Origin of the sequence: Pleurocapsa sp. PCC 7327 (assembly GCF_000317025.1) — a bacterium.
GTDB lineage: Bacteria > Cyanobacteriota > Cyanobacteriia > Cyanobacteriales > Microcystaceae > Hydrococcus.
In genome coordinates this window covers 3378665-3394763 of sequence record NC_019689.1, presented here as the reverse complement: position 1 = coordinate 3394763, position 16099 = coordinate 3378665, and the positions used below count along the sequence as shown (strand labels likewise).

The 16099-nt window shown below is 48.5% G+C and carries 13 protein-coding genes; all 13 read right to left on the bottom strand.

Going from position 1 to position 16099, the window contains the following annotated elements:
• Window positions 1–45: 45 nt before the first annotated feature.
• A complete protein-coding gene (locus PLE7327_RS15130) occupies window positions 46–828 on the bottom strand; it encodes a hypothetical protein (RefSeq protein WP_015144685.1) in 783 nt (260 codons plus the stop codon).
• A gap of 150 nt (window positions 829–978) precedes the next feature.
• Window positions 979–2187: a hybrid sensor histidine kinase/response regulator gene (locus tag PLE7327_RS15125; RefSeq protein WP_015144684.1), complete on the bottom strand. Its 1209-nt coding sequence runs from the start codon at window positions 2185–2187 to the stop codon at window positions 979–981.
• Between the two features lie 160 nt (window positions 2188–2347).
• Window positions 2348–2947, bottom strand: coding sequence for a low-complexity tail membrane protein (locus PLE7327_RS15120; protein WP_015144683.1), 600 nt, complete (start codon window positions 2945–2947; stop codon window positions 2348–2350).
• Between the two features lie 156 nt (window positions 2948–3103).
• Window positions 3104–6127: a translation initiation factor IF-2 gene (gene infB / locus PLE7327_RS15115; protein WP_015144682.1), complete on the bottom strand. Its 3024-nt coding sequence runs from the start codon at window positions 6125–6127 to the stop codon at window positions 3104–3106.
• A gap of 190 nt (window positions 6128–6317) precedes the next feature.
• On the bottom strand, window positions 6318–6587 hold the full coding sequence (locus PLE7327_RS15110) for a YlxR family protein (RefSeq protein WP_015144681.1): 270 nt from the start codon (window positions 6585–6587) through the stop codon (window positions 6318–6320).
• Between the two features lie 32 nt (window positions 6588–6619).
• Complete coding sequence (nusA, locus tag PLE7327_RS15105; RefSeq protein ID WP_015144680.1) at window positions 6620–7804, bottom strand: transcription termination factor NusA; 1185 nt, start codon at window positions 7802–7804, stop codon at window positions 6620–6622.
• Between the two features lie 61 nt (window positions 7805–7865).
• Window positions 7866–8321, bottom strand: coding sequence for a ribosome maturation factor RimP (rimP, locus tag PLE7327_RS15100; protein ID WP_015144679.1), 456 nt, complete (start codon window positions 8319–8321; stop codon window positions 7866–7868).
• 211 nt (window positions 8322–8532) lie between these two features.
• Window positions 8533–10104 (bottom strand): hypothetical protein, encoded by a 1572-nt coding sequence (locus PLE7327_RS15095; protein ID WP_015144678.1) that lies wholly within the window; start codon window positions 10102–10104, stop codon window positions 8533–8535.
• A 64-nt stretch (window positions 10105–10168) separates the two neighbouring features.
• On the bottom strand, window positions 10169–10855 hold the full coding sequence (locus tag PLE7327_RS15090) for a response regulator transcription factor (protein ID WP_015144677.1): 687 nt from the start codon (window positions 10853–10855) through the stop codon (window positions 10169–10171).
• Between the two features lie 69 nt (window positions 10856–10924).
• Window positions 10925–11998, bottom strand: coding sequence for a response regulator (locus tag PLE7327_RS15085; RefSeq protein ID WP_015144676.1), 1074 nt, complete (start codon window positions 11996–11998; stop codon window positions 10925–10927).
• 166 nt (window positions 11999–12164) lie between these two features.
• Entirely contained in the window at window positions 12165–13502 is a 1338-nt protein-coding gene (locus PLE7327_RS15080) for a glycosyltransferase (RefSeq protein ID WP_015144675.1), read from the bottom strand.
• A gap of 30 nt (window positions 13503–13532) precedes the next feature.
• Complete coding sequence (locus PLE7327_RS15075; protein ID WP_015144674.1) at window positions 13533–14609, bottom strand: glycosyltransferase family 4 protein; 1077 nt, start codon at window positions 14607–14609, stop codon at window positions 13533–13535.
• A 209-nt stretch (window positions 14610–14818) separates the two neighbouring features.
• Entirely contained in the window at window positions 14819–15991 is a 1173-nt protein-coding gene (locus tag PLE7327_RS15070; protein WP_015144673.1) for an alanine--glyoxylate aminotransferase family protein, read from the bottom strand.
• Window positions 15992–16099 lie beyond the last annotated feature (108 nt).

Genomic DNA, 16099 nt, shown 5'->3' with positions numbered 1-16099 from the left:
AACAACCGAATAGTCTGGTTCTAGCTAAAAAATTATGAATGAAGATTAGATTACTGAATTTATGATGTCGCCATTCAAACTGAAAATTTCTGTATTTCTCAGTTTGGAGATTAGCCAAAGAATGGGCTTTGCCGTTTCTGAGGTTTTGAGGTCAAATCCATCATCGCCTGCAACGATTGGAATTGAGGAATAAAAGATTTGATAATTAATTTTAAGGTTCTCTAAAAAGGCTTGCAGTGGCTGAATCCCTCGATCGAGGATCTGACCGTCTTGCGAATCGAGCCGAAGCCGATCGCATTTGGTGAAAACAATAGCTAGGGGATGCTCTAAATTATTGCTATGGAGCACCTCGGCGATCGACTTCACTAGCTCGAAACTCTGGGCTAATGCCTTGGGGTCATTGGCTCGCTCGACGAAGGTATAGGCGTCGATAAAGGCGCAGTAACCGTCCGAGTTTAAAACCATCATCAAAAAGGCTGGGTTATAAATTTGACAGGATTCTCCAGGAGGATCCCACCAGCGAAATTGGCATAGGGTTTTATTTCCCCATAGGGAACGCAGCTTAAGAGAGAAGTCAAAGTTGGTAATTTTCATCGTTGCTGACGGATATTGACCCGTTTGAGTCGTCTGGCGGAGAATGCTTTCAAAAGTTTGCTGAATTTCTGGCTCTTCACAATCGAACCATATTTGCTGACCGTTCTCTTGATATTGGTTGGTGTAGAGTTCCGTACAGCTACCGATCAGAAAAACTGTCTTACCTACTCCTCGTTGACCAATACTGAGCAAGCTATAAATTTTTGGATCGTTTTTGGTTGAGCTATTGGTCATTGCTGTATTTTGTTTTAGTTGAACGACTGATACGGAGCTATTGGTAAAGATCTACAAGCTAATTAAAAATCGTTCCCGAAACGGCTATCTTCTGACGAAATAATAACTTATAGGAATTGTTCGCGTCGCGATCGCCGAGGAATGCTTGGTCTAAGTTATTGCAGGTAGGCCAACGATAAAGATACTACCCCGTCCCGGTTCGGAACTGACTTCGATCGTTCCCTGGTGGGTTTCCACGATCTGGCGGGATAAATGAAGTCCCAGACCGCTTCCAGATCGTCTGTGCTTGCCGACGCGATAGCGATCGAAGAGGAACTGCTGCTCTTGAGCGGAGATGCCGGGTCCGGTATCCTCGACGGTCACGAGCGCCCAAGCCTTAGCTACCTCGTCTGAATTCGATCGCTTTGGCGACTGGTACAGGCGCACTCGAACCGAGCCGCAATCGGTAAATTTGATGCTGTTGTCAATTAAGTTGGTCAACAATCGGCGCAGTTCCAGGCGATCGCCTAGAACTTGAAAGTTGGAGAGCGAGCGGTCTTTGCCGTCCAACTCTAAGGTTAGGGAGAGTCCCTTTTCATTGGCTAGGGGGGTCAACTCTCGAACCACTTCTTCGGCTAAGGTTCCCAGATCGACTCGAACAAAGTCCAACGCTTTTTGAGCAAATTCATAGCGATAAACTTCCAGTAACGTGTTGACCATCTCCAGTAAATTACGGTTGCTACGAGCTAATATGGCGATCGCTTCTAGAACAGAAGGCGATAGGTCTCCGAAAGCTCCCTGCTGCAATAAGCCTAGCACGCGCTCGGCAGCGAATAAAGGCGCACGCAGATCGTGGGCTAGGCGAGACATGTAGTCCTCGCGTACCTTTACCATCTGTTCTTGCCGATCGAGGCTATGTTTGAGCCGCAGCAGCGATCGCACTCGCGCTAGCAGTTCGTCTACATCGACGGGTTTGCGAATGAAATCGTCTGCCCCCATGTCTAACCCTTTCACTGCACTCGGTCGGTCGTGAACCGCGATCGGCAAAATAGGAATGTAGGGCAGGCTGGGATCTTCTCGAATGCGCCTGGTCACTTCAAAGCCATCCATGCCGGGCATCATTACGTCTAGCAAGATGAGGTGAGGGACAAATTGTTTGACCAGAGCGAGGGCAGTCCATCCATCTTTGGCTGGGAAGATTTCATACCCCTCTTGTTGCAAAATACTCTCCACCAGCAATAAATTTTCTGGAGAGTCATCGACAACGAGAATCTTATCTTTGCGAGCGGATTGACTCACTTCAGGGATCCTTCGGATTTGCCAGTCGCTCGTGGGGAGCCATTGCGTTGCGGAGAGACTATCCGTTGTAGCAAGTGGCATTTAAACCCAACCCCCTCTGGCGGCGCTGGCTCATAAGCGACCAGTGAGCGGTGAATAGATTTAGGGGCATCAAACCTAAATTTATCGAGTCCCAATCGATCTGGTTGCTAAATATTTATCATATCGGTTTTAGCTTAGTGTATTGCGGGCTTAACGATTGCTAATCTAGGGCTAAGGTCGGTAAAATTTTGTCTACTTTAAATCCGGGAACGGTAAATTGTTGGGGAATTTGTTCGCTTGGAAACGGTTCTGTGGCGCTAAGCTGTTGCTCGCTGGTTGCCAGGACTCCTAAAACGCTGACAGGAACTTGGACGAACAGGTTGCTTGCCAAAAAAGCCAAGCCCGCGATTGACAATCCCAGAATGCGCCACTGAGGCAAAGCGGCAGCAGCGAGCGCGGCTAGGGGGGCAAGCCGATAGAGTTGCCACAGCACCCAGAACATTCCTAGAGCGACGACCAGACTCAAGATTCGCTGTTTGTTAGTTTTTAGTTGGCTCAAGATTTGTCGCTGCTGTTGGGACAAGGTTTCTGGTTTGAGTGCCACGAGCAGAAGGCTAAAAATATCAAAAGGACGCTGCCATTGCATCCAAAATACGGGGACGATGCCGACAATGGTGAGAAACAGCAGCTCCAGCCAAACGAAGGGCAGGGGATCGCCCACTGCCAATCCCAACCAAACGATTTGTAAGAGTAGGGGCGCGATCGCAATCCCTGCTAAATGAATCCACAAAAATGGTTCGGAGCGAAATGATTTTGTCATTTGTCCTTTGTCATTTGAAGGAAGAAGTAGGATAGAAAAAGATTTTTTCCTTCTGGGAAGGCTAAGTCTGCCGTGCGATGGCAGACCGCCGTTTTTGGTGGAGAAGGCTCCGAGAGAGGGCAACGGCTTCGCTTTGAATGCCTCATCCTTCTGCTTTTACACCGAAAGGGTGCGGCGCTTCATGACTTTTTCATAGACTTCGATGATGTCGCCTTGCTTCCAATCATTGAACTTAGCCGTGCCGATACCGCACTCGTAACCGGCAGCTACTTCTCTGGCATCTTCGGTAAATCGCTTGAGAGAATCTACCATGCCTTCGTGAATGACTTGACCGCCGCGACGAACCCTCAGGTAGCGGTTGCGAATAATTTTACCCGACTGTACGTAACAGCCAGCCACCATACCGCGCCCAGCGGGGAAAACAGCTCGGACTTCGGCTTGTCCGAGGGGAGATTCGATCTCTTCTGGTTCGAGCAGACCTTCCATCGCCCCTTGAACGTCATCTAAGAGTTTGTAGATGATATCGTACTCGCGAATATCGACTCCTTCTCGATCGGCAGCCGCTCTCGCACCGCTAGCCAAGGTGGTGTTGAAGCCGATAATGACGGCACCGCTTGCAGCCGCGAGATCGACATCCGTCTCGGTGACCTCTCCTGGAGCTGCTAGCAAGACGCGGATTTGCACTTCTTTTTGCGGTAGTTGCTGGAGCGCTCCCAGAATGGCTTCTACAGAGCCTTGAACGTCTGCTTTGAGAATGAGGTTGAGTTCTTTGAGTTCGCCTTCCTGGGCTTGAGCCGAGATGTCAGCCAGGGTCACCCGTCGAGACGACATCGCTTGTTGCAGGCGAGACTGGCGTTTTTCTTCTGCTCGCCGTTCGGCAAGGGTGCGAGCTTCTTTTTCGTTCTCGAAGACCTCAAATTCATCTCCGGCAGCGGGAACGTCGTTGAGACCGAGAACCTCTACTGCGAACGAGGGAGTAGCGACTTCGACTTTTTCGCCGCGATCGTCGATCATGGCGCGGATCTTGCCGAATACCGATCCGGCGACGATGATATCTCCGACTCTGAGCGTTCCATTTTGGACTAGCAGAGTAGCTACTGGACCTCTGGTGCGATCTAGGTTGGCTTCGATGACAGTTCCCTTGGCAGGGCGATCGGGATTAGCCGAGAGTTCTTCGAGTTCGGATACCAGCAGAATCATCTCTAGCAAACCATCGAGGTTTTCTCCCTTGAGGGCGCTCACGGGTACCATAATTGTGTCGCCGCCCCATTCTTCGGGAACCAACCCCAGTTCCGAAAGTTCTTGCTTGACGCGATCGGGATTGGCTTCTGGTTTGTCAATCTTGTTGACGGCAACGACGATCGGCACTCCAGCCGCTCTAGCGTGGGAAATCGCCTCTCTCGTCTGCGGTTGAACGCCGTCGTCAGCCGCGACGACGAGCACGGCAATATCGGTCACTCGCGCTCCCCTCGCCCGCATTGCCGTAAAGGCTTCGTGACCGGGCGTGTCTAAAAAGACAATTTGCTCTTGCTTGCCATCGTGTTCTACATCCACGTGGTAGGCACCGATGTGCTGGGTAATGCCGCCAGCTTCGCCTTGGGCTACTTTGGTTTTGCGAATCGAGTCGAGTAGGGTTGTTTTGCCGTGATCGACATGACCCATAATCGTGACAACGGGCGGACGGCGTTGGAGATTTTCTAGGTCTGCCACGTCGATCATTTCGGTACTTTTGGCAGCCAACGCTTCTTCGGGTGCTGTTTCTACGGTCGTACCCAGTTCTTCGGCAACTAAGCGAGCCGTTTCTAGGTCGAGAGTTTGGGTGATATTGACAGGAATTCCTTTGAGGAAGAGGTTTTTGATAATTTCGGTTTCTGGTACGACTAACAATTGAGCCAGTTCTCTGACCGTCAAGCTACTGGTGAGAACGACTTTATCGGGACGCTGAGCGACTTCTTTGCGATCGCGCCGTTCTGCTTTGGCTTTTACTGCACTGCTATCTACCTTGGGAGCAGCTTTTCTGGCTTTAGCGCCAGTAGCGACAGCTGCCGATTCGAGAGATTTAGGTTTGGGCGGACGAGCTGTTGACAGGCTAATGCTACTGGGAATAACCGTTGACTCCAGTTCGTCTTCAAAGTCTTCCTCGTCTAAATCGTCGACAATGACAGGACGGCGCTTGCCCTTGCCGCTAACTTTACTGGCTTTGCTAACCGTTTCGCGTTGTTCTTCTTCTTCTTCCTCCTCCCAAGCATGACTTTTAGCGCTGCGAGGCAGTGTCGGACGCTTCAATTTTTGCTTTGGTTTTTTAGAGAGGTCGAGCAGTTCTTCTCCTTCTAGTCCTGCTGTCTCTAAAGGTTCGGATTCTAGTTCGACGGTTGCTTCAACTGACTCCTCCAGAACGGGTTTGCGCTCCTGGGGTCTTTGAGGAGGTCGTTTTAATTCTAGTTGGATGGGCGTTTGCCGTTTTTCTGCGGGTTTTTCCGCCATCGCTCGCACGCCAGGTTCGGGCAACGCTTTTTCTGCTTTCTTGGTAGCCTGTTGTATGGGTTGCGCGGTTGCTGCTTGGGTCGTTTGAGCCGATTCGGCACTTGGCTGCCTGCCTGCTTCTTTTTCTCTGGCGACGGTTGGCTGAGTCAGTCGCATCGGAGGTTTGAGCATTTGGGGAGCTTCTACTCGAGCTGCGGTTGTTGTTGGTTCTTCTGTTTGGGGCAGTTGGGATTTTGATGGTTGTTTGGAAGCTTCTGCTTGGCTAGTAGCAACCGCCAGGGAAGGCGCAGTTGCGGGACGGCTTGCTTGTGGGGAAGTCGGGGGAGTGGGCGGTTGCGATTTGACCGGAGGACGCGGAGGAGTAGCTAGCTGAGCCGAGGCTTGAGCGTCGGCTGCCGTACTCGGACGATCTTGCTTGTGATGAATGGCTAAGATTTGCTGTTTGCGCTCGCCTTTGGCAGTTGGCGACGAGCGATCGCTCCCTTTGTCCTGGGCGGCTCCGTGACTTTTCCTGGCAGCTTGGCTGGGCGTATATTTTTCTGCCATGACCTTAATTCGTTCCGCTTCTGTTTCTGTAATCGTGCTACTGTGGCTTTTGACGGCAATGTTGAGCCGATCGCAAATTTCTAAAATGTCTTTGTTATCCAAGTTCAATTCTTTTGATAATTCGTAAATTCTAACTTTTCCGTTGTTCATCCACTATCCCCCTGACTAGATCCTAGTTGTCGCGATGCCCCTGACTACGGGCTGTTGTAGTTTGGCATGGTTAATCCTTTCGGTAAAATTGAGCGCTATGCTAAAACAACAATGAAGGCTTTTCTCCTATGCTAGCGAGAATGACAAACGACGACATCTAAGACCTCTAAAGCTTAAGCTTCGGGTTTTGTTAGATATCTTCCCGACCAGAAACAGTCGCTAAACGCTCCCACAAGCTCTCATAAATGCGATCGGGTATGGAGACTTTTAGCGCTCGCCCCAGTCGATTTTTCTGGCAAGCTGCCGTCAGACAACTAGCTTGAGGGCAGATATAGGCAGAACGCCCCATCCCCCGATCTAATTGTACCTGTCGCGAGGGGTAGACTCTGACGATTCGCCAAAATGATTCTTTTGGCGCTACCTTTCGGCAACTAATACAACGTCTGTAGTTTTTCTGCATTAATCGTTTCAGCGATTGGTTATTCTTTTCGGTTATTGGTCGCTGGCGTCTGCGGTGACGGGTTCTGGTTGTTGTTCGGTTTCGGTTTTGTAGCTTGCTATATCCTTGATATCGATTTTCCAACCCGTCAGACGAGCGGCTAGGCGAACGTTTTGTCCTTCTTTGCCGATGGCTAAGCTCAATTGATCTTCTGCTACTAAGACCAAGGCTTGGCGCTCGTCTGGATTGACTAAAATGACTTTATCTACCCGTGCGGGACTGAGGGCGTTGGCAATGTAAGTAGCCGGGTCGGGCGACCAGCGAATTACGTCGATTTTCTCACCTCGCAGTTCGTTGACTACGGCTTGGATTCGAGACCCCCTCGCGCCGATACAAGCTCCGACGGGATCGACATCTCGCTCTAAGGTATCTACCGCAATTTTGGTACGGGGACCGACATGGCGAGACGGTGGATTTGCCTCTCTGGAGACGGCGACGATGCGGACGACTTCTTCTTCGATTTCAGGAACTTCAACGGTAAACAGTTCGACAACTAAGCCAGCTGCTGCTCTAGAGACGATCAGTTGGGGACCTCGGTGAGATCCTTCGCGCACTTTTTTGAGATAGACCTTAAAGGTAGCGTTGGCTCGATAGTTATCATTAGGTAGCTGTTCTCGCTTGGGAAGTTCTGCTTCGACTTCTGGCTGACCGAAAGCACTCTGTACTGCCATGATAACAGCTTGTCGCTCGAACCGCAGGACTCTGGCTTGGAGAACGGTGTTTTCTAGGTCTTGGAATTCTTCTTGAATGAGCTTTCGCTGCTGATCGCGCAGTTTTTGCAGCAGCACCTGTTTGGTTTGAATGGCTGCCATGCGACCGAATTCTTTTTGATCGGGAGTAACGTCTAAAACTACCTCGTCTCCTAGTTGGGCTTCTGCGGCTACTTTTTGAACGTCTTCGAGCGAAATATCGCGATCGCTGTTGCTGACAGTTTCGACGATGGTTTTGGTCGCGAGAACGCGAAAGCCTTCTTCTTCGGTGTCTAGTTCGACTTCAAAATTGTTGAAATAGTCATCGTGAAACTGATGGCGGTCTAGACTCTGAGAGCGACGATAGCGTTCGTAACCTTTTAGTAAAGCTTCGCGCAAGGCTTCTTGAACGGCGGATTTGGGTAAGTTGTGTCTTTGACTAATTTCTTCAATCATATCCCGTAGACCGGGCAAGTTAACCAGTGACATGCACTAAACTCCTATATAATTTTCAAATGATTGGCTATCCTGGGCGCGATAAGTCGCGTCTTTATCCATCTAGTTGGACTGTAGCAACGAGCTGACGAGGAATTGCGATCGCGCGTCCTTTTTGATTGATGTAAACGGCTTCTTCATCCCGTCCCTGTAGCTTTCCTCGCCATTCTTTTCGCTCCTCATAGGGGGTGTGGGTTTTTACGATGACAGAAAATCCTTTAAAAGCTGCGAATTCTCTATCGGTAATCAGTTGCCGCGAGATTCCTGGACTAGAAATCTCTAAGACATAAGACCCCGCAATGATTTCTGTTGTATCTAAGATGGCTTCCAGGGAGCGGCTCATGCGTTCGCAATCATCTATACTCGTATCGCTGCTGGGATTGCGAATATCTAAGCGCAGAATTGGCGGTCGCTTATTGGTTTGAAAAACGACTTCTACGACTTCTAATCCCAGTTCTTCGGCAATGGGAGTCGCTAATTCTAGAATTTTGGGAATGAGCGGATGAGTCATCGGAATAGGGCAACAAAAAAAGCGGGCAAGACCCACTTCTTACAAAATCAAGATGAACTAATCCGGCGATCGCAACTCTCGCCAGAAATGTGTCCTACATCTCTAGTTTATCAAAAAAGTAACAATAGAGCGTTGACCGAGGCTTTTTCCTGACCCCTTATGCTTTTCAGCCCTGCCCCGAATGCGGCGGTGCCCAGACGCTCTTCTGATTTCATTTAGATGTCTGGGTCACTTGGCGGATCGCCCTGGTTTGTTCGAGAATCTTTTCTATATCTTCTTGCGATAATCGTTGAATGTAATTAATCTTGATTTCTTCTAAAAGATCGATTAGTAAAGTCTCAATTTTTTCTAAGCTATGCTCTGCTTGAAATTCAGATCTAACAATCTGACTAAAATTTGCGATCGATCGTTCTAAGAGTTTATCGAAGGCGGGATCTTCTTTCAAAAGAACGGTCATTGCCTTCCAGAAACCTTGGTAAATTTGTTTGGTCAATTGTTCGGTTAAATTAGTTTGTAGTCTTTCCAATCCCGGTAGCAAGCGTATGCTTTCGTAAGCAGGCGATTGCGCGATCGCTTTTCTAATATTGTATTGCAGTAGCGCTTCTAGATCGGGTCGAATTTTTGGCAAGACTTGGTAAACAATCGTATTCATTGCCAATTTAATAATTTCTGTGGTTTCATTGACCTGATTGAGGTCGATGTATTTTCGGACATTCTGTCTAGAGAGTAGATTGGCAATTTCTCCTTGACGGATAGTAGATTGAAGTTGGTCGATAATTTGAACGACGACTACTTCGGTAATATCTTCGGCAATGTTGGCAACAAATCCCTGTCTTGCTTGCTTTTGAATGGCATGAAGGTCGATTAATCCCGCTTGATTTAAGCGGATAGTGACGGGAATAACGCGCAACCAACGAAAAAGGGGAATTAGCAAAAAAACATCGTACCAGCGCCATAGCATGGCATCGAACCAACTTACTCCCGTATGACGGCGACCGATCGAAAAAGTTCTTACCAGAAAATCAAACAAAAAGACCAGAAAAAATGGGAAATCGAGCAGACCAAAATTATCTACGGGTTCTCCGTTTTCTCCGACTGGACGATAGTAGTTGGTTTCTATTAACGGTTTAATTTCTCGGTCAAAAAAATTCAGTTCTTGTCGAAATCCTTTTTCTCTTAAATATTCTCTGTTCCAAAATCTATAAAAAGCTTCTTTAGAAGAAACATTTTTAGTCCCAAAAACTCGCTCTCGAATTTTATTTTTAATTCTTTCTAGCGTCCCTGTTTTATTAGCAATTAGAAAGGGATTAGTATCAACCATTTCTGCGGAGCGATCGCGCAATTCTTTTAGAATTCTATCGACAGTTTCAGCTTCGACTCGGTTAGGATTTTGCCTTGGTGAATTCAAAGTTGGCAAAGCTACCTGACTAATTTTCTGATTAAGTTCTTTTACGAGTTGTAAATATTGTTTCGTGTCTCGATGGGGTTCAATTCCTTTCACCCAGTCATACCAATCCGAGACGCGAAACGGAAGAATTCTTAAAGGAGGATCGGGAAATTCGCGCTCAAGCGGACCAATTTTTAGAAAAAGTTGAACCTTTCCTTGTAACCAAAAATCTCGTAGAGGAATGTAACTTAGATCGAACAGCACTAAAATCAAATTGGCGAGAGCTAAAAGTGCGATTCCTTTATCCCACCAAGATCCCAAGCGGGAGAAAAATTTTTTTCGAGGTGGCTGTAGTTGTCGTTTGAAAAAAGTCACGATCGCATCACCAAGCAGCATTTTGAAGGACGTTCCCCTAATTCGTTTGGCTGAGATTAGGGACTGACGCGCCTAAGTATAAACTTTAACCAGAAGTTTTAGGCTTCTCCAGCCAATCGAGAAATGTATTAGCAACAAGCGCCGCTTGAGTGCGATCGCGTACATTTAGTCGAGCTAGAATGTGAGAGATATGATTTCTGACCGTCCCTTCTGAGAGGAACAGTGCCTGGGCTATTTCCCGATTGCTCGCACCAGCTGCAATCAAGCGCAAAACCTCCCGTTCTCTAGCGGTCAACTCCAGTAGCTCTGGCGGTGGATCTTTGGGCTTTTCTGACTCGATTGCCGACACCTGCGCGATCGCCCGCTCCAGAATTCCCGGTCCAAACTGGGTATAGCCTTGGTGAATCGAGCGAATCGCTTTTGCCAGTTCCTCGGCAGGCGTATCTTTTAACAAATACCCTTTGGCCCCAAAACGCAACGCCTCGGACACGTACTGAGTATCGTTAAAGGTCGTGAGAACGAGAATCTTTGTTCCTGCAAACTGCTGGCAAATCAATCGGGTAGCTTCTACCCCATCCATCACGGGCATGCGAATGTCCATTACTACCACGTCCGGCAGTTGCGAGACTGCCTGCCACGCTTCTAGCTGTTCGATCGCGCTTTGCCCGTTATCTGCTTCGCCCACTATTTGAAGGTCAGGCTTAGTTCCTAACAAGGTCTTTAAGCCCCGACGGACAATCTCTTGGTCTTCTACGAGCAACACTCGAATCATGTTAATATAGCGATTCTTTTAAATTGACGAAACACGGGTAAGGACATGGCATCACCATGCCCCTACAGATTATCGTATTTTACCTGGTAGCCTTGGAATTTTGGCAGTAATACGACAGCCAGCCCCCGGCTCGCTGACAATTTTCAGCTCGCCTCCCAAGCCAGCAATTCTCTCTCGCATGCCCTGAAGACCAAATCCAGTATATCTCTCATCGACCCGAAAACCTTTGCCATTATCTTGAAGCACCAGCAATAAACCGGAGGGGGTGGTCTGGAGTTCGATGCGGACGGTAGTTGCCTCTGCATGCTTGCAAATGTTGGTCAGACCTTCTTGCACGATCCGATACGCCACAGTATCGATCTGGTTTGATAGGGGATGGGATAGGTTAATCTGGCATTCTGGCAATACGCCCGTGGTTTGGTGAAATTCTCGGACGAGGGCGGCGATCGCGCCTTCTAATAATTGACCTTGCAATGGGTCGGTTCTGATGTCTGAAACGGATTGGCGTACTGCTTGCAAGGCTTCCGAACCAAGTTGTTTGGCTTCTACTAAGAATGTGTAAGCCTGTTCCGGGTCATTCTTCCACAGAGCCAGGGCGGTTTCCATTTGAATATTGAGCGCTACAAGTGCGTGCCCCAATGAGTCGTGAATATCGCGAGCAATCCGATTGCGCTCTTCGAGCATTGCTAATTCTTCAATTCGTTGGTTAAGCGCTCGTTCTTGTTCTAAAGCTTGGAGCAACTGCACTTGCAGCCTGCGAACGGTTAATTGATTCTCAACTCGTACCAATACCTCCTCAACTTGAAATGGCTTAGTAATATAGTCTACGCCTCCAGCCGAGAAAGCTTTGACTTTATCAAATATCTCGTTGAGCGCGCTGATAAAAATGACTGGAATCTCCTGAGTGTCGGGATTGGCTTTTAGGTGCTGGCAGACTTCATAACCATTCATGCCGGGCATGTTGATGTCGAGCAGAATCAAATCGGGGGGTTGTGCCCGCACGCCCATCAATGCCGTCGAACCATTAGTTACACTGCGGACTTCATACCCCTGCTTATCTAGCATGGCTGATAAAAGGCGCAGATTATCTGGCGTATCGTCAACGATAAGGATATCTCCCTTAGAGGGCTGAGCACAATTCATAAAATAGGTGTTTAACGCCAAAACTTGGTTCGAGTTATCTATCTTCGAGCGATCGCAAAGTATCTTCTATATATATATATATATTCTAATTGAATCAAAATTTGAGTAAGGGGTTTTAGCCAACGCACATTTTTATGGAGCTGCCTTTGGCAAGAAATATTCGCTTTTAGGATGCCGAGCGCCTCATCGCTGCAACCGCAACAGAGTCAGATGCAGGCGATGGAACAAAGTCTAATGTCTTGTCCGGCTCGAAGTCTGTCACCATCGCTCGTTGCGGCAGCCTGATTGAATACGGTTTTTGGCTGTGCCAGAGTGGTATCTGAGTGATGGTTTGTGCCAGTAATCGTCGGTAGACTTCACTCAGATGAGCCGCCGCGATCGTCCAACTCAACTCCGGATCGGATCTGCCTAAAGAGTGCTGCCATAACCGTTTGACCCATCGATCTCCCTCCAACACCTGAGCGATTGCCTCGGCCCATGCCTCTGGACTGTTAGCGGCAACCCGTAACCCGGTTTCTTTGGGGATGACGGCAAATCTCGCTCCACTGTACTGAGATGCGATCGCTGGGGTGCCGCGATCGATCGCCCGTAATGCCTTATCTGCGAAGGGTTCTCTCCAATTCGGAAGCACGCACGCATCGGCTGCACTGTAATAAAGATCGAGACCTTCAGGTGAACCTGATGCTGACCAATGAATTTTATCTTTTAGATCGAGTGCTGAAACTTTTTCTTGGATAGCACGATTAATCTGAGCGCGATCGTCAGCAGAACCGGAAGTTTGCGCAATGAAAACCCAATGTTGTTTCCACGAGCGATGCCGTTGGATAGCGGACATTTGATTGAGTCGAGTTGCAATCTCAAGCCAGCGTTCAATTTCTTGCAACGCCCGATCGCCTTGTTGAGCGAAAGTTCCAACCCACAAGATAACGGTGTCGAAGGCAGAAAGTCCTAATTGGCGTTTGGCTTCGATTTTCGATCGTACCTTGGGATGGAATGGAGAAGACTTGGCATTGAGAGATGCAAATTCAATAATTTCATCTGCATTGTGCCAAATTTGCCAGGCTGTTTGCGCCGAAGGATGTCCGGAAATTTGCGATTCAATCGAAAGCGAATCTTCACTCCAGTAAGAATGTATCCACTGCATTCCACCAGACACCTTAAGCTGCAACCCAATCTGACCCGCTAATCCATTCCAGGTATGAATGAGTGGATAGTTGCCCCCTTCGTGCATAGCAAATTTTTGAAACTCTCTGACGAATTGGGCGATATTAGTTGCTGTTATATATATTTTGCGGCTATCCGGCGAATTACGTTCTATTTTCACCTGATTTGTCCATGATTTGCCAACTTTACCTAGAAATCGATCGATCTGCCATCCGGCTTTTCTCAATGCTGAAGTAAGCTGGGCGAGTTGATGGTGGATCGCTAATGTATCTAATTTTGAGTCATTTGGCTTTGAGTCAATCGACAAAATTGCGATCGCTTGCTTGGGGGAATGCATCATAGCCTTCACCTCCGCTGGCTACAATCCACTTCAAGCAGCAATAATGGGAGTCTCGCTTCGACCATTGCGGCTGAAACTGGTTGCCAAAACCCGTCGATACACCGCTTCATAGCCATCTACCATTGCTCGAACGCTAAAATGCTGCTCCACGTGCTGACGGCAAGCCCGACGATCTATTTCGGATATTCGAGCGAGGGCAGCAACACATTCATCCACGCTCTGACAAAGAAACCCTGTCTTGCCATGCACGATAACTTCAGGAGCTGACCCCAGTGCCATTGCAATCACTGGCGTACCACAAGCCATTGATTCGGTCATGACCAAACCAAAGGGTTCGCGCCAGGTAATCGGGAACAGCGTAGCAACCGCCCCACCCATAATCTCACTCTTCTGCGCGCGATCGGCTTCACCTAGAAATTCAATTTGTTTGCCATCAATCAGTGGCGCAATTTCTCGTTCAAAAAACTCTCGATCGGCGCGATCGACCTTGCCAGCTATCTTCAAGTGCCAGCCCGCGCGCTTGGCAATCTCAATCGCCAGATGAGGGCCCTTTTCTGGCGATATCCGCCCTAGAAAAGCTAAATAAGGCGAATTATCCGGTTGGGGATGAAAGAGGTGAGCGTCGGGATCGATTCCATTATATACAGTAGCGATGTAGTTTAAATCCAAGTCATCCCGACGCTGTGAATTAGAAATACTGACGAAGTTTTGGTGTCTATTTTTGATGTAAATTGGCTCAACCCAAGCGGGGACAATTCCATGAGTCGTATGTACCGTTGGCGTTTTTACCAAATTGGCATAGGGAAAAGCAGAAAAGTCAATGTGCGAATGAATAATATCAAAATCGTTGGCGCGTTCGTAAACTTTACTCAGTTGCAAGGTGTTGTAGATTTGTTCCTCTTGCGGAGTCGCTTCCATCAAGCGTAAGGGCTGGGGTGCTCCGGGTTCTAGCCTGGCAAGGGTAACCGAGTCAGCCGTTGCAAACAACGTAACTTCATGTCCGCGTCGAACGAGTTCATCAGTTAATAAACTAACTACTAATTCTGTGCCGCCATAGGCTGGAGGAGGAACTCGCTCCCATAGCGGAGCAATTTGTGCTATTCGCATAGCCTTTTCTCCTTAATACAGCTTTTTTCCTAATTTTGATGAAGGTGAAGCGAGCACTCATGCGTCAGATGGAAACAGGCATCTGCGCAACCTGCCTCAGTTTACTCAATCAAATAGTAAAGTTGAACTCCGATTTTTGTCATTGGGGCGATCGCGCATTCACCAATAGCAATAACCGTACCGATGGATGAGCTTTGCCTGACTTCAATCTAGTTAACGATGTCGATTGCTTTCCCATTAGCTAGGACTTTCCTAAGCGCTTCCAACAGAAGCACAACATTTTCGCGCCGACTGTTATAACCCATCAATCCAATTCGCCAGACTTTGCCTGCCAGTTCGCCCAGTCCCAAACCAATTTCAATGTTGTAATCGGTCAGGAGTTGGCGTGCCACTGCCTTGCTATCGACTCCTTCTGGAACTCTAACCGTAGTTAGGGTAGGCAAGCGAAATTCTTCCCGGACGTGACAAACCAGCCCCAAATCTGCCAAACCTTCCCAAAGCAAGCGGGCATTGTTTTGATGTCGCTGCCAGCGTTCTTCTAATCCTTCTTCTGCCGCCAAGCGCAGCGCCTCCCGCAAACCGTAATTCATATTGCTAGAAGCCGTGTGGTGATAAATTCGCTCGGAACCCCAATAGCGATTCAACAGGTTCATATCCAGATACCAATTCGCGACTGGCGATCGCCTATTTTGAAGTTTATCCCAAGCGCGAGGACTCATGCTAAAAGGAGCCAGTCCGGGAGGACAGCCGAGACCTTTTTGACTGCAACTATAAGCCAGGTCGATCCCCCATTTATCTAAGAACAAAGGCACGCCGCCCAAACTCGTCACCGTATCGACCAATAACAAACAATTAAATTCGCGGCACAATTCGCTTACTCCTTCCAGGGGCTGACGCGCTCCCGTCGAGGTTTCTGCGTGAACCAGGGCAAGAACGGTAGGACGATTGGTTTCTAAGCCCTCTCGCAGTTCGTCTAGGCTAAAAACCTCTCCCCAAGCCTTAGTCAGCTTGCGTACATCGGCTCCATAGCGACTCGCCATATCCGCCAAGCGATAGCCGAAGTAACCCATTATGCCGACTAAAATTACATCCCCCGGTTCGAGAACGTTAGCCAAAGTCGCTTCCATGGCTGCACTGCCCGTTCCACTGACCGAAATCGTCATCGGGTTGTCTGTTTGCCAAGTGTAGCGGAGCAAGGTTTGAATTTCGTCCATCAATTCTAGGTAACGGGGGTCGAGGTGCCCCAGCGTTGGCAGGCTCATAGCCGCCAGGACGCGGGGATGGACGTTGGCCGGACCCGGACCCAAAAGCAGGCGCGGGGGTACGTCTAGTTGGGAGGTATGGATGCGATGGCGCTCGTCGATAGAAAAGGGTAAGGTCATGATCGATTCAGTCAAAAGTCAGAAATAGAGGCGCACGATCGTGCGCCAGTACGGAAGTGAAAATTAGGGGATTCCCACGTTTATAAAAATTTTATCTGTTAGCTGTAA

What these genes read in the sequence shown, in the direction of transcription:
- PLE7327_RS15130 (WP_015144685.1), bottom strand. Translation starts at nt 828, where the DNA reads ATGACCAATAGCTCAACCAAAAACGATCCAAAAATTTATAGCTTGCTC.
- PLE7327_RS15125 (WP_015144684.1), bottom strand. Translation starts at nt 2,187, where the DNA reads ATGCCACTTGCTACAACGGATAGTCTCTCCGCAACGCAATGGCTCCCC.
- PLE7327_RS15120 (WP_015144683.1), bottom strand. Translation starts at nt 2,947, where the DNA reads ATGACAAAATCATTTCGCTCCGAACCATTTTTGTGGATTCATTTAGCA.
- infB (WP_015144682.1), bottom strand. Translation starts at nt 6,127, where the DNA reads ATGAACAACGGAAAAGTTAGAATTTACGAATTATCAAAAGAATTGAAC.
- PLE7327_RS15110 (WP_015144681.1), bottom strand. Translation starts at nt 6,587, where the DNA reads ATGCAGAAAAACTACAGACGTTGTATTAGTTGCCGAAAGGTAGCGCCA.
- nusA (WP_015144680.1), bottom strand. Translation starts at nt 7,804, where the DNA reads ATGTCACTGGTTAACTTGCCCGGTCTACGGGATATGATTGAAGAAATT.
- rimP (WP_015144679.1), bottom strand. Translation starts at nt 8,321, where the DNA reads ATGACTCATCCGCTCATTCCCAAAATTCTAGAATTAGCGACTCCCATT.
- PLE7327_RS15095 (WP_015144678.1), bottom strand. Translation starts at nt 10,104, where the DNA reads ATGCTGCTTGGTGATGCGATCGTGACTTTTTTCAAACGACAACTACAG.
- PLE7327_RS15090 (WP_015144677.1), bottom strand. Translation starts at nt 10,855, where the DNA reads ATGATTCGAGTGTTGCTCGTAGAAGACCAAGAGATTGTCCGTCGGGGC.
- PLE7327_RS15085 (WP_015144676.1), bottom strand. Translation starts at nt 11,998, where the DNA reads ATGAATTGTGCTCAGCCCTCTAAGGGAGATATCCTTATCGTTGACGAT.
- PLE7327_RS15080 (WP_015144675.1), bottom strand. Translation starts at nt 13,502, where the DNA reads ATGATGCATTCCCCCAAGCAAGCGATCGCAATTTTGTCGATTGACTCA.
- PLE7327_RS15075 (WP_015144674.1), bottom strand. Translation starts at nt 14,609, where the DNA reads ATGCGAATAGCACAAATTGCTCCGCTATGGGAGCGAGTTCCTCCTCCA.
- PLE7327_RS15070 (WP_015144673.1), bottom strand. Translation starts at nt 15,991, where the DNA reads ATGACCTTACCCTTTTCTATCGACGAGCGCCATCGCATCCATACCTCC.